Genomic DNA, 23,277 nt, shown 5'->3' with positions numbered 1-23,277 from the left:
AGGTGAGATAAAACATGGCGATTGAAATTAAAGTACCTGAATTACCGGAATCCGTAGCGGATGGCACTATCGCAACTTGGCACGTGAAGGAAGGCGATAAAGTAAGCCGTGACCAAAACCTGGTAGATATTGAAACCGACAAAGTGGTTCTGGAAGTCGTTGCTGAAGCTGACGGCGTGATTGGTAAAATCAACGCTGAAGAAGGTGCGACTGTGAAGAGCAAAGAAGTCATCGGTAGCATTGAAGAGGGCGGCGCTGCGAAATCAGACGACAAAGAAGAGAAGTCTGAGAAGAAAGCAGAGAAGTCTGAAGACAAAGCAGAAGAGAAAGCAGAAGAGAAATCCGACGCTGATGACGATTCTGGTGAAACCATCGAAGTGAAAGTACCAGAGTTGCCAGAGTCAGTTTCTGAAGCGACGATTGCAACCTGGCACGTGAAAGCAGGCGATAAAGTTAGCCGTGACCAAAACCTGGTCGACATCGAAACCGACAAAGTGGTTCTCGAAGTTGTTGCTGAAGCAGACGGCGTCCTTGCTGAGATTTTGCATGATGAAGGTGCAAACGTTGGCGCGAAAGAAGTCATTGGTAAAATTACCAAAGGCGGAAGTGGCGCATCGTCAAAATCTTCGAAAGAGTCAGCGAGCAACGAAGAAAGTAACGACAGTGGTTCTGACAAAGACGCTGACGCAGTCAGCCCGTCAGTACGTCGTTTATTAGCCGAGCACGACCTCAGCGCAAGCGACGTCAAAGGTACAGGTAAAGACGGCCGCATCACCAAAGAAGACGTTGAGAAACACGTCAAATCTGCTGGTGAGAAGAAAGAAGCAAAATCTGAGAGCAAGTCTGAAAGCAAGCCAAGCAGCCAGCCAGCAGTGAGCGGCGATCGGACACAGAAGCGTGTACCAATGACTCGTCTGCGGAAGACCATTGCAAAACGTTTGCTTGAAGCCAAGAATTCAACGGCGATGTTAACGACGTTCAACGAAGTCAACATGAAGCCGATTATGGACTTGCGCAAGACCTATCAGAAAGAATTCGAAGACCGTCATGGTATTCGTTTAGGCTTCATGTCGTTCTACGTGAAAGCTGTGGTCGAAGCGTTGAAGCGTTTCCCAGAAGTGAATGCGTCGATTGACGGCGACGATATCGTTTATCATAACTATTTTGACGTGAGCATCGCGGTGTCTACACCACGTGGCTTGGTCACGCCAGTACTACGCGATTGTGACAAGCTAAGCTTGGCCGAAATTGAAAACGGTATCAAAGAGTTAGCGATTAAAGGCCGTGATGGCAAATTGACCATGGACGAAATGCAAGGCGGTAACTTCACAATTACCAACGGCGGCGTATTTGGTTCATTGTTATCAACGCCTATTCTGAACCCACCACAAAGCGCAATCTTGGGTATGCACAAAATCCAAGACCGCCCAATGGCTGTGGACGGAAAAGTCGAAATTCTACCAATGATGTACTTAGCGTTGTCGTACGACCACCGCATCATTGATGGTAAAGAGTCGGTTGGCTTCTTAGTCACCGTGAAGAACCTGCTTGAAGATCCTCAGCGTCTCCTGCTGGATATCTAATAGCACTCGAGCGGCAGTCTAATTTCTGACTGCCGCTGTTATTTTGGGCGGGAAAAACGTATAATCCCGCGCGAAAATCGGGTAAGCAGCCTCGGCTGCTTTCGTTTTGAATGAACAAACGGAATAAGCATCATGAATTTGCATGAGTATCAAGCAAAACAGCTGTTCAGAGAGTTTGGACTGCCAGTCTCTGAAGGCTTCGCGGTCGACACTCCAGAAGAAGCTGTCGAAGCGGCCAAGAAAATTGGTGGCGACAAGTGGGTTGTTAAATGTCAGGTACACGCTGGTGGCCGCGGTAAAGCGGGCGGTGTGAAGCTGGTAAGCAGCCTTGATGAAGTACGTGCATTTGCTGAGAACTGGGTTGGCAAAAACCTAGTGACTTATCAAACTGACGCCAATGGCCAGCCAGTTGCAAAAATTCTGGTTGAAAGCTGCACTGATATCGACAAAGAACTTTATCTAGGCGCAGTGGTTGACCGTGCTACCCGTAAGATCGTTTTCCTGGCATCAACTGAAGGTGGTGTGGAAATCGAGAAGGTTGCAGAAGAAACCCCGGAAAAAATTCTAAAAGCAATCATCGACCCAACGGTAGGCCCTCAGCCTTTCCAAGGTCGTGACCTTGCTTTCCAACTGGGCTTAAACCCAGAGCAAGTGAAGCAGTTCACAAAAATCTTCTTAGGTTTGGCGAAGATGTTCGAACAGTATGACTTCGCACTGTTAGAAATCAACCCATTGGTTATTACTGACGAAGGCAACTTGCATTGCCTTGACGGTAAAATCAACATCGACAGCAATGCGATGTATCGTCAACCAAAAATCAAAGAGATGCACGATCCTTCACAAGAAGACGCTCGTGAAGCTCACGCTGCTAAGTTCGAACTGAACTATGTTGCCCTTGACGGTAACATCGGCTGTATGGTTAACGGTGCTGGCCTTGCAATGGGTACCATGGACATCGTTAAGTTAAGCGGCGGTGAGCCAGCTAACTTCCTTGACGTTGGTGGCGGAGCAACTAAAGAGCGTGTGACGGAAGCGTTCAAAATCATCTTGTCTGACGACAACGTTAAAGCAGTATTCGTAAACATCTTCGGTGGCATCGTCCGTTGTGACATGATCGCTGAAGGTATCATCGGTGCCGTTGAAGAAGTTGGCGTTAAAGTTCCAGTTGTTGTTCGCCTTGAAGGTAACAACGCAGAACTAGGTGCGCAGAAATTAGCCGAGAGCGGCTTGAACATTCAAGCAGCTACCAGCCTGACAGACGCAGCTCAGAAAGTAGTTGCTGCAGCCGGAGGTCAATAATGTCTATCTTGATCGATAAAAACACCAAAGTTATCTGCCAAGGTTTCACCGGTGGTCAGGGTACTTTCCACTCTGAGCAAGCGATTGCCTACGGCACACAAATGGTTGGCGGTGTAACTCCTGGTAAAGGCGGTCAAACGCACTTAGATTTACCAGTATTCAACACAGTAAAAGAAGCGGTCGCAGCAACAGGTGCAACTGCATCAGTTATTTACGTTCCAGCACCATTCTGTAAAGACTCAATCATCGAAGCTGCTGACGCAGGTATCGAATTGATCGTGTGTATTACTGAAGGTATCCCAACGTTAGACATGCTCTACGTGAAAGAATACCTAACGCACAAAGGCGTGCGTATGATCGGTCCAAACTGCCCGGGTGTTATTACTCCAGGTGAATGTAAAATCGGTATCATGCCAGGTCACATCCACAAGCCAGGTAAAGTTGGTATCGTTTCTCGCTCAGGTACGTTGACGTACGAAGCAGTGAAACAAACCACTGACGAAGGGTTTGGCCAGTCGACCTGTGTTGGTATCGGCGGTGACCCGATCCCTGGTTCTAACTTCATCGATATCCTAGAGATGTTCGAGAAAGATCCGAAAACTGAAGCGATCGTCATGATCGGTGAAATCGGCGGAACAGCAGAAGAAGAAGCGGCTGAATACATTAAAAACAATGTAACTAAGCCAGTGGTTTCTTACATCGCAGGTGTTACTGCTCCTCCAGGTAAGCGCATGGGCCACGCCGGTGCAATTATCTCTGGTGGTAAAGGTACTGCTGACGAGAAATTTGCTGCGCTTGAGGCTGCTGGTGTTAAAACCGTTCGCAGCCTTGCCGATATCGGTAAAGCGTTACGCGAGAAAACTGGCTGGTAAGCTTAAAGCTTTCGCCAAATAAAAAGCGCCTTTGGGCTAATGCCAGTCAGTTTCTGCTGACTGGCATTTTTATTGCCGCCATTTCCCATTTTCACTTTGATTGATACTGCGTAGCTCCTTATCTCGCGCATATTCGTTATTGCGCTTTTGTACCGGCTGCTGTAGGTTGGATTTAATAAGATTCATCAAAGTGAGCTGATAAGGGAATCCCATGCTAACGTCCGCAGCGAGCCATGTCAGTTCAATCGAAAACGCTGTCGGCGGTCGACATTCCGACCGCTGTCAAGTGCACGACACGTTCAGTTGTCCTCAGTGATTCAGTCGCGTGATGGCGATACGTATACAACCGATTACCAGTACCAAACAGACCAGTCATCTAGCGCTTATTCGCTTGGCAAACCGTCCTTTCGCAGGTAGGCTACCAGCCGTCGGGGCAAGTAACAGCGATGACCTATGGCAATGCTCAGCAGTTCACCCAAACCTTAGGCGCGCACAGTAACACTTCATTATGACAGGCAAAATCGCCTGACCGGCAGTGTGGACAGCGGCTGGAACGGGACTCGGGATTTCGAATATGACGCCCGCGGCAATGTAACAACTGCCGGTCAGTTGCAATTCGTTTATGATAGGTCAGAGCAGCCGGTCGCAATCACTGGAGCCGCCAATGGCATTGGAAGCGCCGATGGCAGCTACCGATACGACGGCCATTTTAAGCGAGTGAAACAAGAAATAAATGGCAACACCGTTTATTCAGTGTATGACCGTGCTGGGGTACTGGTTCACATCGATGCAGTAACGGCAAATGAACTAACGGACTATCTTGTCGGTCCGCAGGGAACACTCGCACGCATTAAAAATAATGATATAACCTACTTACACCCTGATATCTTGGGTAGTGCGCAAAGCGGGACGGATAGCAGTGGGGCAGTGCAATGGCGTGAGCAATACACGCCATTTGGTGAAGAGCTTCAGAGTATCAGTGCGAACGACAACCAAGCAGGGTATACGGGACATATTCGTGATGCGGCCACGGGTCTGAATTATATGCAGGCACGATATTATGACCCAGTCATCGGACGCTTCTATTCGAATGATCCTACTGGAATGTGTTCTACTGACGCAGATGGGAATGCAGTAAGTGGTATATGCCCGGTTCCCGGCGATAGTAAAGCAGAAGAAATTATTCACCAGCAGCTATCTTTGGAGGAACTCAAGGTATTGTAGGATTAGGTATGGTAGTTGCGCTGGCTACTTGTGGGAGTTTATTGCGTTAATGAAAAAATTTAATTATACCTGAATTCAGGATTTAAATAAAGAGGTTAACATGAATCTAAGGAAGTCTAAGTTAGCGTTTCTAATCGGTATCTCCCCCGCTTTAGGAAGCTTGTTTTTTGCAATACACGTCATGGATGTCGGTGGATTTTTGATAATACCAACAAGCACCGAAACGTTAGTTTCGGTTGAAAAAATATATTATGCTTGCGTTGTTTTTATCTTATGCATTGGATATCTTTTGCTCCAATATGTAATTAAATATGTATCATCCCCTCGAGATTTAATCATCGACTTTGAAAATAGAATCATAAAAAACGTCCATGGAGAGGAGTTGTCTAAGCAATTTATCAAAGTGAAAATAGTTTCATTTTCGAAAGGTGCCCAGCGTTATTTAATGGATTTTCATGATTTAGAGAAGCGTATATATCGCATTCAAATGATGTATAAATCCGACTTAAGCGTTCGAGAAGTCCTGGACAAACACACTAAAGATGGTGCTTTACATGTAAACCCGTTCAGTTACTTCAACAAGAGTTTATCGAAAGGTTAGTTGGCAGCGAGAGGGGTAGTGTTCAGAATTCTGTGTCATTTCGATAAACTAAGCAAAAACGAGATGACACTACATGACCAAACCAAACTTCGATATGGAAGCCGCCTTAAAGCAATTGCGTGAAGGCAAAGACCTTACTGGTAAAGACGGTATCCTAAGAGGGTGTTCAATATTCTGTGTCAGCCAAGTTTTCATAGGTCTATGTGATGATCCAGTCGGCCTTCAAAGTGGATGCTCAGTTGCGGCAGCGTCAGGTTTCAGTTGAACTGGGTGTGACCAGCGCTCGGATGCCTTTAACATACCCGCGTAAAGCCGCCTTTGGTTTTGTCAGCTTGCGGAACTGACGGTGGACAGCGGCTGCAACGCTATTGGTCGTTCAAGACATCAAACAAGTCACTATGGCGCGAATTTGGTCGCACACTGGCGCAGTTAGTGCCGAAGTCACATTCCTGTGAGCGAATTCTGAACATGGTACCTCGATTAAACAATGCGTCACGTTGAAAGGTGACATTGGCGATGGCTGATTCTGTGCGACCCCAAAGCGGTGTTCCAACGACGCTAATCCGTTCAATGTCGAGTGCCTCTTGCAATTGCTTGGCGATCTGCAATTCAGCCTCATCTTGTTTTTCATCTCGAGCTTGCTGTTGCAGTTGTGCAATAACTTGTCGCGACAACGCACGAGCTTCGGTATGGCCATTGACGCTGAGACGTTGCAGTAAACGCGTCGCACCTTCAAGATCATACTCAAATAGCTGGCCGTTTAACTTGAGTCGCGCCAGTAAGAACATAGCCGGTGCAGACCCACGTTGTGCTGCAGCCTCAAGGAGCTGATTAGCGGCAGCTGTGCTTTCATCACTTTGCTCCATATACAGTTGTAATGCTTTTTGGTATTGGGCTGGGGCGTATTGATGGTCAACGCCATGTTGTAAATAGCGATCGGCTTCGGCTGCGTCTTGCTCAACAAATGTTCCTTGGCGATACCAAGTTGCAAGAGTGAAGTTTGCCATGGGGTTACCACCGCTAGCAGCACGTTTCATCCAGCCTACACCACGCTCAATGTCTTGCTCGACACCATCGCCGGTAACATACAGCATCGCCAGAATAGACATGGACGTCAGGTCACCGTAGCGTGATTGCCGATGCAACATCATAATATGAGGACGACACGAACCGTCATTGCAGAGACCGCTGCTTGTTTGTTGCTCTATCGCTGGGCGCTCGTTAGCCGCCAGGTCAGAAGCGACTGCGTGCTGGAGCCCGAATGTAACAGCAGTGGACGTAATAAGGACAGTTGCGTACAGGGTTGACGTTGCTTTTGTCTTCCAAGCCATCATAAAACAGAGCCTTTATCTGGTTGATATATAGTTAAAATAGTTCAGCAAGACTAAAAGGTATAGTTATTCGTGAGACGAATTTGTAACAGGGTGTTTCGCAAACTTGCATATTAAATTAGGATCTTCTAATATCTGGCTATTCACATAGCGGAGGCTCTTATGACCACGAACAAAGCACGCACAACTCAAACTACGCCAGAGGCGGTTCCGGTAACCGCTGCGCGGGAGCGCGTTTTTCAAGTGTCGAGCAACCGTGGTTCAGCACGGCACAAAATGCGGTATGTCGAAGCGTCTGCACCCGCACAAGCAGGTGAGTGTCGTATGTGTGTTGGTAACCTAGTCGACTAAGCTGCAAATGCCCCCCAAAACAAAGCTATCAGCCGTGATTTGAATAAGTCACGGCTTTTTTATGGCCGGTGATAAGACGGCAGTCACTTTATTCAATAGCCACTGTAAGCCGGGGTCAGCGCTATGAGCGTCGTGCCAATAAAGTTGTAAGCGCGTGTCCGCTATGGGCAAAGGGACAGGCCATTTACGCAGTGGAAATTGGGTAACTAAGCGGTCGGCGATACGCTCTGGCAGTGTTAGTAGCGCATTTGAGGACGCACAAAGGCTCGCGGCGGTTTGGTAACTTTGTACGCGCACCGCTAATTGTCGCTCTACACCCAGTTCCCGCAGTAAATAATCTTCCAGTACGGTGCCTCGGGCGCGTGACGATACAGCAATATGGCGACTGGCTAAGTAGCTGTTAACGGTTAATTGTTCCTTGTTGCTGTCCCGCCGCAGAACAACAAAAGGTTCTTGTGATAGAGGCCGTTGCTGCACTGGGCTGCCGATCGGTAAGGCGACGTCAATCGCAAGATCAGCGTGGCGTTGCAGCAGCGTATCGGCTAGCTGCGCATGGGGTATCGCAATGCTCTCGAAGCGACAGTTTGGCGCAAGCTTGACTAATTTTCGATACACAACGGGAAACAGTTCAGCTTCGATGGCTTCAGGTATGCCAAGGCGAAAAGTTCGCAAGCTGCGAATAGGCTGGAAGTCTTGGCTGCGCTCGACGAGGCTAGTCATGCGTGCAAGGAGTTCCTGCATTTCGGGTAGCATTTTTTCACATAGAACAGTAGGGCGCATGCGTCGGTTGTCGCGCTCGAATAATGGATCGTTAAAATGCTCTCGCAAACGTTTCAGCGCATGGCTAATGGCTGACGGCGTGATGTGTAATGCCGCAGCGGCGCGATTGAGCTGACCTTCCCGATAGATAGCCACCAGCACACGGAGTAGATTGAGATCTAAACGAAAGTGAATTTCATTCATGTTAGTGCCTTAGTAAATTTCACTTTATTCATGTTAGTGGAGTTATTAGCATGAGGCGAGTTGTTTTTAATTGGCACATACGCCAAGGAGTCGAAAATGTTTGGCTTGAACCCGAATGCTCAGCAATACCTTGCTCGCGTAAAGTCATTTATGCAGGAGCATGTGCTGCCCTATGAAGAACAAATTTTGCGCGATTATGTCACGCAGCAGGGGCATAGTGATTGGACGCAATGGCGTGTACATAGCAAAGTTGAAGAATTAAAAGAGCTGGCGAAAAAAGAAGGGCTTTGGAATTTGTTTTTACCGGACGCACGCTTAGGTAAAGGCCTGTCGACAGTTGAATATGCGCCGCTTGCCGAGCAAATGGGGCGCAGTATTATTGCCCCAGAGATATTTAACTGTAACGCCCCAGACACTGGCAATATGGAAGTGTTATACCATTTTGGTACAGAAGCACAAAAGAAAGCGTGGCTGGAACCTTTACTGCGCGGTGAAATTCGTTCGGTATTTGGGATGACCGAACCACAGGTTGCGTCTTCCGATGCGACGAATATGGAAACGACCATTATTGCTGATGGCGATGATGTAGTGATTAATGGCACGAAATGGTGGTCAACCGGTTTGGGTCACCCGCATGCGAAGATAGCGATTGTCATGGGCTTAACTGACCCAAGTGCGGACAAGTATCAACGTCACAGTATGGTGTTAGTTCCGCTGGATGCCGCTGGCGTGAAAATTGAGCGGATGTTGCCGGTGTTTGGTGACTACGACGCGCCGTATGGTCATGGTGAAGTGAGCTTTAATGACGTGCGCGTGCCAAAGGAGAATGTTATTGGACGCCTAGGCGCCGGCTTTGCGATTGCTCAGGGTCGCCTTGGCCCTGGGCGCGTGCATCATTGTATGCGAGCGTTAGGCGCCGCCGAGCGTGCGTTAGAGATGCTCATTAAGCGGGGAATGAACCGTGTTGCGTTTGGCCAGCCACTGTTGAAGTTGGGTGACAACGGGACTAAAGTGGCGAAACATCGCATGGCCATCGACCAAGCGCGTCTGTATACCATGTACACTGCCAATGTAATTGATAATCATGGCGTGAAAGCGGCCATGAGTGAAATTGCTGGCATTAAAGCGGTTATTCCAAGTGTGTTGCAAAGCGTCGTCGATGATGCCATTCAAATCCACGGTGGTGGTGGTTTAAGCCATGATTACATGCTCACCGGGTTTTACGCGATGGCGCGAGCTCTGCGTCTTGCCGATGGGCCAGATGAAGTGCATCAAGCCATGGTGTTACGCCAAGAACTTAAGAAATATCGACAGGAATCATAATGAGCAATCAAGTGATTGATCAGGGGGTAGCGGTTCGTGAGCAGGAGCAATTTGACATTGCTGCGGTGGACCGTTGGATCAAACAAAAGCGTTCCGACATTACGGGGCAGCCAGAAGTCACGCAATTTCCTGGTGGCGCATCGAATTGGACTTACCGCTTAGAGTATACGAATGCAGATTTAATTCTGCGCCGTCCGCCAGCAGGAACTAAAGCCAAATCAGCGCACAATATGCAACGTGAACATGACTTACAACTCATGCTCAAGCCGCATTTCGACAAGGTTCCAACCATGTTTGGTTACTGCAGCGATACCAGCTTAATTGGCAGTGATTTCTATGTGATGGAACGGATTGTCGGAATTGTGCCGCGCAAAAACCTTCCTCGCGGCGTCGCGATGCCCGCCGAACAAGTTCGGGAGTTGTGTACCAATATGCTTGACCAGCTTATTGCACTGCACAAAGTCGATTACGTTCACGCCGGGCTCGATGCCTTGGGTAAAGGTGAAGGGTATATCGAACGCCAAGTTGAAGGTTGGTGTGGTCGCTACGAAAAAGCGCGAACTTGGAATGTCCCAAGTGGTAAGAAAATTATGCGTTGGCTGCGCGCAAATAAACCGCAGCATGAGCGTTTATGTTTGACTCATAATGATTTTCGTTTCGATAACCTAGTATTAAACCCCGATGATCCCACTGAGATCTTAGCGGTTCTAGACTGGGAACTAGCAACGATTGGTGACCCCTTGGTTGAACTGGGCAACTTGCTCGCCTATTGGGTGCAAGCGGACGATGACCGCGTCGCCAAGGCCACTCGCCGTCAACCCACTCACCTAGAGGGCATGCTGACTCGTGATGAAGTGATTGCTTATTACTGCGACAAGATGGACTTGCAGGATGTCGATATGGCCTTCTATCAGGTTTTTGGATTGTTTCGTTTATCGGTAATCGCCCAACAAATCTATTATCGCTACTACCACAAGCAAACGCGCAATCCAGCGTTTAAGAATTTCTGGTTTGTCGTGCACTATCTGCACCGGCGTTGTCGCCGCCTGATGAAGCAGAAGCAGGGTTAACCGATGGCTAAAAAACGCACCACGGTTTCTTTAATACGCCATGGTCAAGCCTCGTTTGGCCAGAAAAATTACGATCAGTTGTCACCGCTTGGCATGCAGCAGCTCGAACATGTAGGTGCCCATTTAGCGCAGCGAGAAGAGCAGATAGACGTTATTCTGCGTGGTAATTTAGCTCGCCATGAACAAAGTGTTGATGCACTACTTCGTGGTTATGGCAGTTCAGCAGGCAGCAGTCCCGATGTGGTCGAAGTGCCCGAGTGGAATGAGTTTGATCATCGGGCAGTGATGCACGCCTACGCTCAAGACCATGCGGAATTGAGAGCATGGTTGGCGAACCCAAAACCAATCGACACCGGCTCGCGCGCAGAAACACAGCAGGTCATGCAGATATTTCGAGAAGCTGTTGTGCGCTGGCAGAGTGGTCAACATGATGCCGATTACGCGGAAAGCTGGCCACAGTTCCTCGCTCGCGTGGATCAAGCTTGGCAAACGACACAAGAGTCGATTGCAATGCACCAAAACGTTTTAGTGCTGACCTCTGGCGGGCCGATTTCGTTGTCGGTGATGGCTAGCTTGCAGTTACCCGCTGAATCTCTCATTAGTCTTAATAAGCGTTTAGTGAATGGCGGCTTCACGCGCTTTCTAGTGGCGTCTGAACAGTCGTCCCGTGAGCTACTCAGCTTAAATGAACAACAACATTTTGGCGGTAAGTTTCAGCACCTATTAACCTATATTTAGGTGCGACCGTTAAGCAACGAACGAGAAAAATCATGAGAAAAACAATCATTATTACTGGCGCAAGCTCAGGTCTTGGTGCGGAAATGGCACGGCAGTTTGCTGCGAAGGGCTATGACTTAGGTCTTTGTGCACGCCGTACAGAGCGCCTTGAAAGTTTGCGCGATGAAATTCAAGCTGCTGATTCACAAGCAAAGGTTATTTTAAAAGAACTCGACGTCAATGATCATGATGCTGTGTTTCGGGTGTTCAATGAATATCGCACGGAATTTGGTCGGATTGATCGAGTCATTGTCAACGCGGGCATGGGCAAGGGTGGTCCTTTAGGTACGGGCTTGTTCAAATACAATAAAATGACTGCCGAAACGAACTTTGTTGCCGCACTAGCACAGTGTGAAGCCGCACTAGAGATATTTCGGGAGCAGAATTCAGGTCACCTTGTGACCATTGCCTCGATTAGTGCCTTGCGCGGAATGCCGCGTGCCATGACCACCTATGCGGCAACCAAAGCAGCGTTGTTAAATCTAACCGAAGGAATTCGTGCTGACTTAATGCGTAGCCGCTTGCCTATTCCGGTTAGTTGTATTCTCCCAGGTTTTATCCGCTCGGAAATCAACGAAAAGGTTAAGAATACCCCGTTTATGTGTGATACCGTACCGGGTGTACGCAGTATGGTCAATGCGATTGAAAAAGAGAAAAAAGTTGCATTTGTACCAGGCTGGCCGTGGCGACTCGTGGCATTTTTGATGAAACGTTTGCCGCTGAAAGTGGTGATGAAAATGGGGTAAACCATGCAGATTAAGTTGTATCAAGTCGATTCGTTTAGTGACCGTCCGTTTGCGGGTAATCCAGCCGCAGTGTGCCCATTAGGCGCGTGGCTTGATGACGATATGCTGCAAGCGATAGCCGAAGAAAATAACCTGTCGGAAACAGCGTTTTTCGTTCCGGAAGGGGACGGTTTTCGTTTACGTTGGTTCACACCAGAAGCGGAAGTTGATTTGTGCGGACATGCAACCTTGGCCGCCGCTCACGTTTTATACACCCACTTACACAGCGAAAAACCAAGTTTGCATTTTTATACGCGCAGCGGTGAATTAGTGGTCAGTAAAGAGGACGACAGCCCAGCGCTTACTATGGACTTTCCAGCGTCCTATCCGCAAGCGATCAGTGGCGAAGCGCGGGCTGGGCTCTTGAACTTTTTTGAGGGAGCGCTCGGGGTGCGTCCCGTCGCAGTAGCGAGTGCATTCGATTATATCGTGGAGTTTGCCAGTGCAGCCGATGTGCAAGCTGTCGTGCCCGACCATGGTCAACTGAGTCTACTTGATGGCCGTGGTGTTGTGATTACTGCACCCGGTGACGATTGTGATTTCGTTAGTCGCTGCTTTTTCCCGAAACTACGTGTCAATGAAGACCCGGTGACAGGCTCGGCACACTGTGAGCTAGCGCCTTATTGGTTTGCGCGTTGGCAACAAGAACGTTCAGAGTTTGTCGCCAAGCAGTTGTCTCGTCGGGGTGGTACTGTGCATTGTCGAATCACAGGAGATGGTCACCAGCGCGTTGAATTAAAGGGCACAGTCGCTGACTACTGCCAAGGTACGATTACACTCGTTAATCCTTAGTTTCGGTGTTGTGCTGAGTAACCGCCGATAAGAGAAACCATACATGAAAATTTTAAAGTGGCTCGGTATTGCGCTTGTTTTACTACTCATCGCAATTTTGATTTTTGTGTTTGTAAGTCATCGTCAGAACTTTGTTGAGCACCGTAACTATGATGAGCAAGTCCGCCTCGAGGCTCCGGGCTCACTTGTCCAGCTAAGCCAAGGCTATACGCATTATCATTTGCAGGGGCCAAGCGATGCTCCGATGGTTGTGTTGGTGCACGGCTTTAGTATTCCAGCTGAAGCGTGGGGCGAGACAGCGGAGTTTTTGCTGGCGCAAGGCTACCAAGTGTTGTCCTATGATTTATACGGCCGAGGTTACTCCGAACGTCCTCGGGTGATGTACACTGGCGAGGTATTTGAACGGCAGTTAATCGATTTGCTTGATGCATTGCATGTGCAGCAGCCGATTGTTCTAGCCGGCTTATCAATGGGTGGGGCGGTGGTTATGCGCACTGCGGCGAATCACCCAGAACGGGTGCGTGGTAATATACTTTTAGCACCGCTACACCAACCATTGCAGCCACCACCGATGCCGGAGCGTATTGGCCACTATATGATTTCTGGTTTCTATGTACCAACCCTGCGCGCGAGCCTTGCAGCGGACTACCTAACGCCAGAACAGCAAGAGCAGATGCTCGAGGCCTATGATGCGCAAATGCAAATTCGTGGCTTTACACGGGCGCTAACATCGTCGTTTTATGCGTTTACCACGGAAGATCACCCGAGCTTCTACCGACAAACTCAGGAACATGGACAACCGACTTTGTTGATTTGGGGCGAGCGGGACAATGTTGTGCCATTTCGTCAGTCTGAAGGTGTTCGTGCCGATGCGCTTGTGGTGGACTTTTTGGCATTTCCGGACGTTGGTCATGCACCGCATCTTGAACGCCCAGAGGAAGTGCAGAGGACAATGTTGCAATTTCTGCAGTCGTTGTAGCATAAACTTACACCTACGAAAAAGCCCGCAATGCAAATGATTTGCGGGCTTTTTCATGGTGCGCTTGCGGTCAGTTAAGTGCCAATAATGCCGCCGTCTTCACGTTCAATGATCACTGTGGCGGAACGCGGTCGGCTATTGCCACCATCGGGCCAGTGACTCGAGGCTGACTCTGGTGTTGAGCCTTCGCCCGGATGCTGCACATTAATAAACATCGTACGCCGGTCGGGTGTCGTCACAACGCCGGTAATTTCACTGCCCACCGGGCCGGTTAAAAAGCGTTTGACGATGCCGCGATCAGGGTCTGCGACCAACATCGCATTGTTGCCGTAGGTTTCACCGCCCTGAATTGCACCGCTCATGTCGGTTTGAATCCACAGTAAACCAGAACTGTCGAACCACAGCCCGTCAGGACACGCGTGGTGATTGTCGTCGGTTAAGGTAATGGCGGTGTCTCGCGTATAAGTTCCTGGTGATCCGGCTAACAAAAAGAGATCCCATGCAAAGGTTTCGTCACTGCGTTCGCGCCAACGAATGATGTGGCCGGCATAGTTTTCTGCTCGGGGGTTTGCGGCATCGACTTGCTCTGCGCTACGGCGCGTATTATTGGTCAGGGTAAAGTAAACTTCGCCCGTCTGTGGGTGAACGGCTCCCCACTCAGGTCTGTCCATCGGTGTTGCACCGACAATATCCGCGGCTAAACGTGTATTCAATAGGACGTCGCCTTGGTCGCTGAATTGGACGTTCGCAGCAGTAGCACGGCGCTGAAAAATAGGGTCGTTAATATCGAGCGGCAACCATTCGCCGCTGCCATCGTCATTGAAACGAGCGACGTAGAGGGTACCGGTTTCCAGTAGGTGAGAGCCAGCGGTTGCGCGATGATAAGGCTGTGCGGAAACAAATTTATAAATGTACTCAAAGCGTGAGTCGTCACCCGAGTAAGCGACTAGTGGCTCACCTTCGATTGCTTCTGCGAAAATAATGCCTTCGTGCGCAAAACGACCGAGCATGGTGTGCTTAATCGGTGTGCTGCTGGCATCAAATGGATCAATTTCGACAATCCAACCATAAGTATTGGCTTCGTTGCGGTAATCTTCGTGTGGGTTAGCACCCCTAGGCGTGACGTCAAAGCGTTGATATTCGTCAGCACTTGGGGTCGCAGTTTCCCAATAGTAGCGGCCATGCTCCGAGGCAACACCGTAACGCGTCTGTTCACGGTTGTGTTCGTCTCGATTGACAAAACAACGCGCCCAGTTTTCTTCACAAGTTAAGTAAGTTCCCCAAGGCGTTACGCCATGCGCACAGTTGTTCAGGGTGCCACGAGCGCGGGTGCCGTCTGGGCTATACAGAGTTTGCATTTTTTCATGACCAGCAGCGGGTCCAGCTAAGCGCATCGGCGTCGACCCAGTAATGCGGCGGTTATAAGCGCTGTCTGCAACTAACTGCCATTGCCCGGCCGACTTGCGGATATGGGCAACGGAGACACCATGGGCTGCTATTTCTTTGGCGACTTGCTCTAGTGGCCTCGGCGCTGCATTTGGGCCGTTCGGGTGCAGGAAAGCTGGGTCGACATACTCGTGATTCATAACCAGCAAGCCTTCTTCAGAGTTTTGTGCCGTCGTACGCGCGTCAATCGGAAAGAAGTGCATGCCGTCGTGGTGTGCGCCAATTTGCTGGGCTTGAGCAGTGGCGCTATCACTGCCATCGCCTTGCCAGGCTGCTTCGGTGTTCGTCAGCGGGGTTCCCCAAGGTAAAAATGCTTGCGCGCGGTAGCCAGCAGGCACTCGCACTGCGTCCGCAACGCTGGTACTCACGGCATTAAATGCAAGACCCGGTTTCTGGGGCGCCAACACGGACCGACTTGGTGTTGTGCAGGCAGCTAAAAACATGGTTGCGGCAGTGGCCGCAGATCCTTGCAGAAAGCGCCGGCGACTCATATTGACATTCAATACATCGGCGAACGAACGATTATCACTAAAGTTAGTGCGCGGATCTTCGTTGTTAATATCAAATCGGGGGGTGTGCGACGGCATCAGTAGCTCTCTTTTGTCCTAAACTTTGCTGCCAAGTTTTAGCAAACTGGCATGACAACTTTATGACAACGAATAGAAAACTAATTTGCGACCATGGTCTTGTTTGTTTTCGAGTGCGTATCTGGCATGATAAAGACTAACGATTATCAAGACTAACTATTAGTAAGACTAACCCAGTTCAGTTAAATGAGACCTGTATGCCGACCGATAAAGACCGCGAACCTTTTATTCCGCAGCCTGTGAGCAAAGAGAAAACCATACAAAAAACCATTGCCTTGGTCACTGCACCTATCGGTTTGATTTTTTTATTGTCTGACGCCCAAGATTTATTGCGCCTGATTCAATCAACAGGGCTAAATTGGTACCAAGTGTTCAGTCCCATTGCCTGGGGAATCATCATCGGCGCCATTCTTGGTCTGATGCGCTTTGATAAAGTTCAAGTGGCAGCAAAAATTTCAACTTGGTTAGCAACGGCATTGACGACGTTCGGTTTGGTTGGCTCAATTGCCATCTATTTTGAACATCGATTGTGGTATCTTGCTTGGCCAACACTTTGGCTGGCGGCACTAGGTATCGGCATCTATGCGCTGTTTTTAATGCAGCTGCGTTTTTCAGAGAAATATCAGCAAGGGCAATAAACGGTGAGTAAACAGCTACTGTTAAATTGTGATCTTGGCGAAAGCTTTGGCGCCTGGACTATGGGTGATGACGCCGCGGTTATGCCGTTGATTGACTGCGCCAACATCGCTTGTGGTTTTCACGCCTCAGATCCGTTCACGATGGCAACAACCGTAGCACTTGCTGCTCAACACCAAGTTAAAATTGGTGCCCACCCAGCATACCCGGATTTAGTTGGTTTCGGTCGTCGATCAATGGCACTGTCGCCAGCTGAAGTGCAGGCCACTGTGTTGTATCAAATTGGTGCTCTTGATGCGTTTTGTCGCAGCCACAACAGCCGTGTCCATTACGTTAAACCGCATGGTGCCTTGTACCACGATATGATGCGCGACGAAGAAACGTTGCGCGCAATACTTTCTGCTGTGCGCGCCTATCACCCGCAGCTAAAACTTGTACTTCCGGCGCAATCGAACCCAGAACCGTGGCGCCAAATTGCTGGTGAGTACGGCATTGCGCTGTGGTTTGAAGGCTTTGCCGATCGAGCCTACCAAAGCGATGGAAAACTCGTGCCACGCAACCAAGTCGGAGCTGTCCATCACGATTTAAATGCTATGGTATCGCAAGCAATACAATTTGCTGCTGGGCAGGTGACAAGTTGCGATGGGGAAGTTCTGACACTACCTATCGACACGCTTTGTGTTCATGGTGACACACCACAAGCACTGGCCGCTATCCAAGCAATTCGCGCCGCATTGCAGGGACAGTAACGACTCACTGTCGAACGGATAAGCAAGACCCATGCCGAGAATGCCGCGCAGACGCATTAAATTTACGCTTTGAGAAAGGAGTAGTCAGTCTATGACCAATTTGGTCACAACTGCTCAAGAAACTGAACTTGCGGCACCCGTCGCAGAGTTTTGTAACGCCGGTGTTGACGCTTTACTGGTTAAGTTTGGCGACGAGATAGACGCCTGTATGCCAAGTTATCTGGCAAGCATTCGCGAACGTGTATTGAACCAACTCGCCGATGTCGTCAATGAAGTGGTTCCAGCGTACGCTAGTTTGTTAGTGTATTACGAACCGCGGAATGTTCGTGTCTATGACCTCCAGTTAGCGCTGCAAGGTATTATTGATGAAGTGCCATGGTTATGCAGTCCGTGGTCGGCAGAAGATGCGAATGCACCGGGTAAATTGGTAACCGTACCGGTTTGTTACGACCCTACTATGGCTCCGGATTTAGAGCGCGTATTACAACACACCGGGCTAACAGCGGAAGAACTCATTGCTGCGCATAGTGGCCAGCAGTTGCAAGTGTATGCTCTTGGGTTCGCCCCGGGCTTTGCCTATTTAGGCTCATTACCAGACGCACTCAAAGTCCCGCGTCTCGATGCCCCCCGCACACATGTGCCAGCGGGCAGTGTTGGTATTGCAGAACGTCAATCTGCCGTGTATCCGCAAGACTCACCGGGCGGTTGGAATATCATTGGTCGCAGTCCGGTACAATGGTTTGATCCGAAACGCACACCCATGACAGCGGTACAGGTGGGTGATCGTATTCAATTTAAAGCCATTACGCTGAGTGAGTATCAAGCTTATGCTGAGCAAGGAGCGCAATAATGACCGGCTTTCGGGTGATTAAGGGCGGTATTCTAAGTTTAATTCAAGATTCGGGTCGGCTTGGTTTTCAACACTTAGGCGTGACTCGTGGTGGTCCGTTAGACGCAAATTCTGCCTACTGGGCAAACCGTTTACTCGATAACGTGCCGGACGCTGCCGTGATTGAAGTGACAGCGGGCGGACTCGAGCTTGAGTCACGCACGCAAACCATGGTGGCGATTACAGGTGGTGACTTAAATTTAACGGTCAATGGTGAGCCACAGATACCTTGGCGGAGTTTTTGGGTGCGTCAGGGCGACCGCCTAAAATTTGGTACGCCACGCTATGGCTTTCGCGCTTATTTAGCTGTTAGCGGCGGCTTCCAAACCCCAGAAGTGCTTGGCAGCCGCTCAACGGTTATGCGTGATCACCTAGGTGGCGTGAATGGCAATGGTGAGCCATTGCAAGCTGGCGACGAGTTACCTTGTAAGCATTTAATTCACGAAACATTGAGCCGGCAAATTCCCCAAAGTTATTTGCCGCAATGGACGAACGAGGTGGTGTTGCACGTAATTCCTGGCTATCAACAGCATCATTTCAGTAAAGATGCTTGGCAAACGTTGTGGCAGAGCGAGTTTACCTTGTCGACCGACAGTAATCGCCAAGGTGCGCGCTTGCATGGTCCAGAAATAGAGGCGCCGAGTGGCAGCTTCCTATCGGAAGGTGTTAGTTATGGTGCTATTCAGATACCACCGGACGGTCAACCGATAATCATGCTCGAGGATCGGCAAACCTTAGGCGGCTATCCGAAGCTCGGAAATATTTTGCCGCTGGATGGTTTTGAGCTCGCACAATGTGCCCCAGGTGCAAAAGTTCGCTTCCAACCCATTTCGCTTGCTGAAGCCCAGCAACAAATGCGAAGATATCTTCGCTTTTTCGGCTTGTAAGCTGCGCATAATATTGCGATCATAGCGCCCATGTTTTTTGCGTCGGTGCGGCGTGGGCGCGTTTCCCGCCATATCGACAATGAATTATTTAAGTTTTGCTGTAACGGAGAGTCCTGAATGGCCGAAAGTGCCTCGCGTCCGACGAATTTTATTCGCAAAATTATCGACACCGATTTAGCTTCAGGGAAGCACACATCGGTTCACACCCGTTTCCCGCCAGAGCCGAACGGCTACTTGCATATTGGTCACGCAAAATCGATTGTCTTGAACTTCGGTATTGCTGAAGACTATCAAGGTACCTGTAATCTGCGTTTCGACGATACCAACCCATTGAAAGAAAGCATGGAGTACGTGAGTGCAATCAAAGCTGACGTCCGTTGGTTAGGTTACGAGTGGGAAGGTAAAGAGCGCTATTCATCGGATTATTTTGAAGCATTGCACGGCTTCGCCATTGAGCTGATTGAAAAAGGCTTAGCTTACGTTGATTTCTCGTCGCAAGAAATCATTCGGGAAATGCGTGGCACGTTGAAAGAACCTGGCAAAAACAGTCCATACCGCGACACAGCGGTTGACGTGAATTTAGCTGAATTTGCCAAAATGACCGCAGGCGAATATCCCGAAGGGCATTGCTCATTGCGAGCGAAAATTGATATGTCATCGCCGTTCATGTGCATGCGCGATCCAGTTATCTATCGAATCCGTCATGTGCATCACCACCAAACCGGTGACAAGTGGTGTGTTTATCCCATGTATGATTTCACGCATTGTATTTCGGATGCGTTGGAAAACATTACCCACTCATTGTGCACGCTGGAGTTCCAAGACAACCGCCGCTTGTACGATTGGGTATTGGATAACATTTCAATTCCGTGCCACCCGCAGCAAATCGAGTTTTCGCGTTTGAACCTCGAATATACTGTCATGAGTAAGCGTAAGCTTAATCTGTTAGTGACTGAGAACCATGTGAGTGGTTGGGACGACCCACGCATGCCGACTATTGCTGGATTGCGCCGCCGTGGTTATACGCCAGCGTCAATCCGCGAGTTCGCACACCGAATCGGTGTGACAAAAATGGACAACATGGTGGAAATGGGCATTTTAGAAGCCTGTATCCGCGATGACCTCAATGAAAACGCGCCACGGGCAATGGCTGTGCTCGACCCGGTGAAAGTAGTGATTGAGAACTACCCAGCTGGCGCTAGTGAAACGTTGCAGGCACCGAATCATCCGAACCGTGATGAATTAGGTCAACGTGAAGTTCCGTTTAGTGGCGAAATCTACATTGAGCGAGAAGACTTCCGCGAGGAAGCAAATAAGAAATTTAAGCGTTTGGTGTTAGGTAAAGAAGTTCGCCTGCGCAACGCCTACGTGATTAAAGCGGAGCGCGTTGAGAAAGACGAAAATGGTGAAATTACCACGATCTTCTGTACCTATGATGCGGATACTTTGGGTAAAGATCCTGCTGATGGCCGTAAAGTGAAAGGGGTCATCCACTGGGTTTCAGCAGCGCATGCAATTCCAGCGGAGATTCGCTTGTACGACCGTTTGTTTAACATTCCAAATCCAGGTGCAGCGGAAACCTTAGACGAAGCTTTAAACCCAGAGTCACTCGTGGTGGTGCAAGGCTTTGTCGAACCTTCTCTAGCACAAGCGCAAGCGGAACAAGGGTTCCAGTTTGAGCGGATGGGATATTTCTGTTTAGACAATCGTGACGCAAGTGCCGAGAAGTTGGTCTTTAATCGGACAGTCGGTCTACGTGATAGTTGGGCCAAAATTAGTGGCGATGATTAATTCAAGTTATTAAAAATCGCGTCATTTAGTTGATTAGAAAAGCGGCTACTGAGTAAATCAGTCAGCCGCTTTTTTGTCGGTGTTAACACTTCAAGTGCTCATACTGCTGATGCGAATAGTTGTTTATTCAGCTTGGCTGATACAAAAACTTTTCAACTAACTCAGGCCCGTAGAGTTTCGATGGCGTATAAAAGCCTCCCGCTGGACCAGTTGCAAGTACATGCATCGCCATAAACACTGCGCCTTGAGCTGTCAGGGTATAGCCATTCAGCACTTGTTTGCGCATTGTGAGAGTCTCGCCTTGTGCATTTTTAACTTCACCCCAAACCCACGTGTAGTGTTTTTCACGCTCTTCGTCTTTTGGCCCCGCCGGTTGATTATCAATCTTCTTCATCAACCAGTTTTTCATCATTTCGGTGCGGAATAACCAACGGAACCAATTCATGCGGCGCATGCGGCTGACTAGTTTTGGGTGCGCTGGAATAAAGACTTCAACATTACCAATGCCAGTACTGTAATAAGCGGTTGAAACATCCCCCCACGGAATGGTCATTGCCATTTTTTCACCACCGCCGAAATCGATTTTCTCGGCTTTATAGGCGAGTGGTACCGCGGTAATCTTACCATTCTTGCGAATTGCACCACCTTCACCAATACGGCGTACGCTGGTTTTAGCGGTCCCGCGACTCATTCGTGAGCGAGAGTCAAAGCCGAGGCGTAAATGCGTTGCATCGGGCATTTGTTGCTTTAACTGAGCTGCGACACAGTCGGTCGGGATAACGTCGAAACCGACACCGGGGCAGAGCACGACGCCGGCAGCTTTGGCTTGGTCTTGGAAGCTAGCAGCAAGCTCGAACACATCAAGTTCACCAGTAATATCAAGATAATGGGTTTTACTGGCAATACATGCCTTCATCATCACTTCAGCTGTAAGCTCGAAAGGACCAGCACAATGCACAACGAGATCAATGTCTTTCAGTTGTTTGGCAACCTGACCCACACTATTTAATTCGAATGCGCGCGCTTGCAGCCCAAGTTCAGTCGCTAAAGCGGCTACTTTCTCGCTATTGCGGCCAGCTAAAATGGGTTGCTGTTGATGGGCCTATCGCTTCTCTGGCAATTAGCTCACCGGTGTAGCCATTCGCGCCGTATATCATCCACTGCATAAATAATTTTACCTTAAAACGTAAAACAGGCCGGAGTCGGCCTGTTTGTCATCCAAATTGGACTTAAAGTTCAATGCGATGATGCTCTGCATCTTCGCGATTATAGTCACAGGTGTCTGCATTTTTGCATTCACCATAGAGGTACAAGCTATGATTAGTCAAACTGAGGCCATGCTCTTTTGCCACAGCTAATTGCCGTTTTTCTATGGTATCGTCTTCAAATTCAATGACGCGGCCGCAGTCTAAACAGACGAGGTGATCATGGTGGTCTTTGGCGCTTAACTCGAAGACTGAGCGCCCACCTTCGAAATGGTGGCGGGTGACAATACCAGCGTCGTCAAACTGATTGAGGACCCGATAGACAGTTGCAAGCCCAACCTCGTCACCTTGCTCAAGGAGAATCTTAAACACCTCTTCGGCGCTAACATGCTGGTGCGCTGGATTTTTCATCACCTCGAGAATTTTAATTCGCGGTGATGTGACTTTTAAGCCAGCTTTCTTGAGTTGAACATCAGCATTACTCATTATCAATCCTCATTGTTGCTCTACCATTCTCGATTATAGCCACAACTGAGTAGGGAATGAAACAAAAACGCCCGCAACAAAGGCGGGCGTCGTTGGATTTAAGACGAGTTTAGGCGAGTTCGTCTAACCCCATTTCTTCACGGAGCTGCGCGCACCACTTTTCAACGCGCTCTTTGGTCAGCTCTGGTTGGCGATCTTCGTCAATGCCCAAGCCAACAAAATGGTTGGCGTCGGCCATGCCTTTCGATTCTTCGAAGTGATACCCTTCGGTTGACCAATGACCAATAATAATGCCGCCGCGCGCTTCAACGATATCGCGGATCATGCCCATCGCATCAAGGAAATACTCAGCGTAGTCTTCTTGATCACCTAAGCCGAAAATGGCCACGACTTTACCTTCGAAATCAACTTCTTCCAACTCTGGGAAAAAGTCATCCCAATCACATTGGGCTTCGCCATAATACCAAGTCGGGATACCAAAAATCAGCAGATCGTAATCTGCAATTTCTTCTTTGGTTGATTTTGCGATGTCTTTCACGTCAATTAGGTGCTTACCTAATTCTTTTTGGATCATCTGTGCAACAGCTTCAGTGTTGCCGGTATCGCTACCAAAAAATAAGCCAACAGTCGCCATAGTTACTTCATTCCAAA

22 protein-coding genes and 2 pseudogenes are annotated in these 23,277 nt (G+C 49.1%); 17 read left to right on the top strand and 7 right to left on the bottom strand.

From position 1 onward, the window contains the following. Nucleotides 1-14: 14 nt before the first annotated feature. The 5 genes and pseudogenes from odhB to CWE06_RS03440 all read left to right on the top strand — a co-directional run bounded on the left by odhB (nucleotide 15) and on the right by CWE06_RS03440 (nucleotide 5,579). Nucleotides 15-1,583, top strand: a complete 1,569-nt coding sequence (odhB, locus tag CWE06_RS03460) for a 2-oxoglutarate dehydrogenase complex dihydrolipoyllysine-residue succinyltransferase (protein ID WP_126791180.1) — start codon at nucleotides 15-17, stop codon at nucleotides 1,581-1,583. Nucleotides 1,584-1,715: 132 nt separating this feature from the next. Next, nucleotides 1,716-2,882 carry an ADP-forming succinate--CoA ligase subunit beta gene (gene sucC, locus CWE06_RS03455; RefSeq protein WP_126791178.1) on the top strand — a complete coding sequence of 389 codons (1,167 nt, stop codon included), beginning with the start codon at nucleotides 1,716-1,718 and terminating at the stop codon, nucleotides 2,880-2,882. Further along, on the top strand, nucleotides 2,882-3,754 hold the full coding sequence (gene sucD, locus CWE06_RS03450) for a succinate--CoA ligase subunit alpha (RefSeq protein WP_126791176.1): 873 nt from the start codon (nucleotides 2,882-2,884) through the stop codon (nucleotides 3,752-3,754). The genes sucC and sucD overlap by 1 nt, the downstream gene beginning before the upstream one ends. Nucleotides 3,755-4,258: 504 nt before the next feature. Continuing rightward, nucleotides 4,259-4,978 (top strand): annotated as a pseudogene (locus tag CWE06_RS12620) (RHS repeat-associated core domain-containing protein); the annotation flags it as partial. Between the two features lie 100 nt (nucleotides 4,979-5,078). Then, nucleotides 5,079-5,579: a hypothetical protein gene (locus CWE06_RS03440; RefSeq protein ID WP_126791172.1), complete on the top strand. Its 501-nt coding sequence runs from the start codon at nucleotides 5,079-5,081 to the stop codon at nucleotides 5,577-5,579. A 191-nt stretch (nucleotides 5,580-5,770) separates the two neighbouring features. Here the strand turns inward: CWE06_RS03440 and CWE06_RS03435 are convergent. Continuing rightward, nucleotides 5,771-5,955: pseudogene (locus CWE06_RS03435) on the bottom strand (IS256 family transposase); the annotation flags it as partial. Then, a complete protein-coding gene (locus tag CWE06_RS03430) occupies nucleotides 5,945-6,688 on the bottom strand; it encodes a tetratricopeptide repeat protein (RefSeq protein ID WP_275065564.1) in 744 nt (247 codons plus the stop codon). The pseudogene CWE06_RS03435 and the gene CWE06_RS03430, both read right to left, overlap by 11 nt. Nucleotides 6,689-7,072: 384 nt before the next feature. Here CWE06_RS03430 and CWE06_RS03425 point away from each other — a divergent pair, with 384 nt between their 5' ends. Continuing rightward, on the top strand, nucleotides 7,073-7,261 hold the full coding sequence (locus CWE06_RS03425) for a hypothetical protein (protein ID WP_126791169.1): 189 nt from the start codon (nucleotides 7,073-7,075) through the stop codon (nucleotides 7,259-7,261). 48 nt (nucleotides 7,262-7,309) lie between these two features. On the opposite strand, the gene CWE06_RS03420 is transcribed toward CWE06_RS03425, so the two are convergent. After that, nucleotides 7,310-8,224 carry a LysR family transcriptional regulator gene (locus CWE06_RS03420; protein WP_126791167.1) on the bottom strand — a complete coding sequence of 305 codons (915 nt, stop codon included), beginning with the start codon at nucleotides 8,222-8,224 and terminating at the stop codon, nucleotides 7,310-7,312. Nucleotides 8,225-8,320: 96 nt separating this feature from the next. Between CWE06_RS03420 and CWE06_RS03415 the strand changes: the two genes are divergently transcribed. The 6 genes from CWE06_RS03415 to CWE06_RS03390 are packed head-to-tail and all read left to right on the top strand — an operon-like array spanning nucleotide 8,321 to nucleotide 13,950. Then, nucleotides 8,321-9,547 (top strand): acyl-CoA dehydrogenase family protein, encoded by a 1,227-nt coding sequence (locus CWE06_RS03415; RefSeq protein ID WP_126791165.1) that lies wholly within the window; start codon nucleotides 8,321-8,323, stop codon nucleotides 9,545-9,547. Further along, on the top strand, nucleotides 9,547-10,617 hold the full coding sequence (locus tag CWE06_RS03410; protein ID WP_126791163.1) for a phosphotransferase family protein: 1,071 nt from the start codon (nucleotides 9,547-9,549) through the stop codon (nucleotides 10,615-10,617). Before CWE06_RS03415 ends, CWE06_RS03410 begins: the two co-directional genes overlap by 1 nt. Nucleotides 10,618-10,620: 3 nt before the next feature. Then, entirely contained in the window at nucleotides 10,621-11,355 is a 735-nt protein-coding gene (locus tag CWE06_RS03405) for a histidine phosphatase family protein (RefSeq protein ID WP_126791161.1), read from the top strand. A 32-nt stretch (nucleotides 11,356-11,387) separates the two neighbouring features. Continuing rightward, a complete protein-coding gene (locus tag CWE06_RS03400; RefSeq protein WP_126791159.1) occupies nucleotides 11,388-12,140 on the top strand; it encodes an SDR family oxidoreductase in 753 nt (250 codons plus the stop codon). A gap of 3 nt (nucleotides 12,141-12,143) precedes the next feature. Then, a complete protein-coding gene (locus CWE06_RS03395; protein WP_126791157.1) occupies nucleotides 12,144-12,971 on the top strand; it encodes a PhzF family phenazine biosynthesis protein in 828 nt (275 codons plus the stop codon). A 43-nt stretch (nucleotides 12,972-13,014) separates the two neighbouring features. Continuing rightward, nucleotides 13,015-13,950: an alpha/beta fold hydrolase gene (locus CWE06_RS03390; protein WP_126791155.1), complete on the top strand. Its 936-nt coding sequence runs from the start codon at nucleotides 13,015-13,017 to the stop codon at nucleotides 13,948-13,950. 74 nt (nucleotides 13,951-14,024) lie between these two features. On the opposite strand, the gene CWE06_RS03385 is transcribed toward CWE06_RS03390, so the two are convergent. Beyond that, the gene (locus CWE06_RS03385) at nucleotides 14,025-15,983 is read right to left on the bottom strand and encodes a PhoX family protein (protein ID WP_198679015.1); all 1,959 of its coding nucleotides are present in this window, start codon (nucleotides 15,981-15,983) and stop codon (nucleotides 14,025-14,027) included. 197 nt (nucleotides 15,984-16,180) lie between these two features. Between CWE06_RS03385 and CWE06_RS03380 the strand changes: the two genes are divergently transcribed. The 5 genes from CWE06_RS03380 to glnS all read left to right on the top strand — a co-directional run bounded on the left by CWE06_RS03380 (nucleotide 16,181) and on the right by glnS (nucleotide 20,935). Continuing rightward, on the top strand, nucleotides 16,181-16,621 hold the full coding sequence (locus CWE06_RS03380; RefSeq protein WP_126791154.1) for a hypothetical protein: 441 nt from the start codon (nucleotides 16,181-16,183) through the stop codon (nucleotides 16,619-16,621). A gap of 3 nt (nucleotides 16,622-16,624) precedes the next feature. Further along, on the top strand, nucleotides 16,625-17,368 hold the full coding sequence (locus CWE06_RS03375) for a 5-oxoprolinase subunit PxpA (RefSeq protein WP_275065562.1): 744 nt from the start codon (nucleotides 16,625-16,627) through the stop codon (nucleotides 17,366-17,368). 91 nt (nucleotides 17,369-17,459) lie between these two features. Then, a complete protein-coding gene (gene pxpB, locus CWE06_RS03370) occupies nucleotides 17,460-18,218 on the top strand; it encodes a 5-oxoprolinase subunit PxpB (protein WP_126791152.1) in 759 nt (252 codons plus the stop codon). Next, nucleotides 18,218-19,144, top strand: coding sequence for a 5-oxoprolinase subunit C family protein (locus CWE06_RS03365; RefSeq protein ID WP_126791150.1), 927 nt, complete (start codon nucleotides 18,218-18,220; stop codon nucleotides 19,142-19,144). Before pxpB ends, CWE06_RS03365 begins: the two co-directional genes overlap by 1 nt. A gap of 117 nt (nucleotides 19,145-19,261) precedes the next feature. Further along, nucleotides 19,262-20,935, top strand: a complete 1,674-nt coding sequence (glnS, locus tag CWE06_RS03360) for a glutamine--tRNA ligase (RefSeq protein ID WP_126791148.1) — start codon at nucleotides 19,262-19,264, stop codon at nucleotides 20,933-20,935. Nucleotides 20,936-21,062: 127 nt separating this feature from the next. Here the strand turns inward: glnS and CWE06_RS03355 are convergent, their stop codons facing one another. From CWE06_RS03355 to fldA, 3 genes are all read right to left on the bottom strand, one after another. Next, complete coding sequence (locus CWE06_RS03355) at nucleotides 21,063-21,965, bottom strand: saccharopine dehydrogenase family protein (RefSeq protein ID WP_241972474.1); 903 nt, start codon at nucleotides 21,963-21,965, stop codon at nucleotides 21,063-21,065. A 199-nt stretch (nucleotides 21,966-22,164) separates the two neighbouring features. Next, nucleotides 22,165-22,626, bottom strand: coding sequence for a ferric iron uptake transcriptional regulator (fur, locus tag CWE06_RS03350; RefSeq protein ID WP_126791146.1), 462 nt, complete (start codon nucleotides 22,624-22,626; stop codon nucleotides 22,165-22,167). A gap of 109 nt (nucleotides 22,627-22,735) precedes the next feature. Beyond that, nucleotides 22,736-23,260 carry a flavodoxin FldA gene (gene fldA, locus CWE06_RS03345; RefSeq protein WP_126791144.1) on the bottom strand — a complete coding sequence of 175 codons (525 nt, stop codon included), beginning with the start codon at nucleotides 23,258-23,260 and terminating at the stop codon, nucleotides 22,736-22,738. Nucleotides 23,261-23,277: the final 17 nt, after the last annotated feature.

Origin of the sequence: Aliidiomarina haloalkalitolerans (assembly GCF_003987315.1) — a bacterium.
Classification (GTDB): Bacteria; Pseudomonadota; Gammaproteobacteria; order Enterobacterales; family Alteromonadaceae; genus Aliidiomarina; species Aliidiomarina haloalkalitolerans.
Note: the sequence above shows the minus strand (reverse complement) of the source record. Positions and strands in the feature narration are given on the sequence as shown.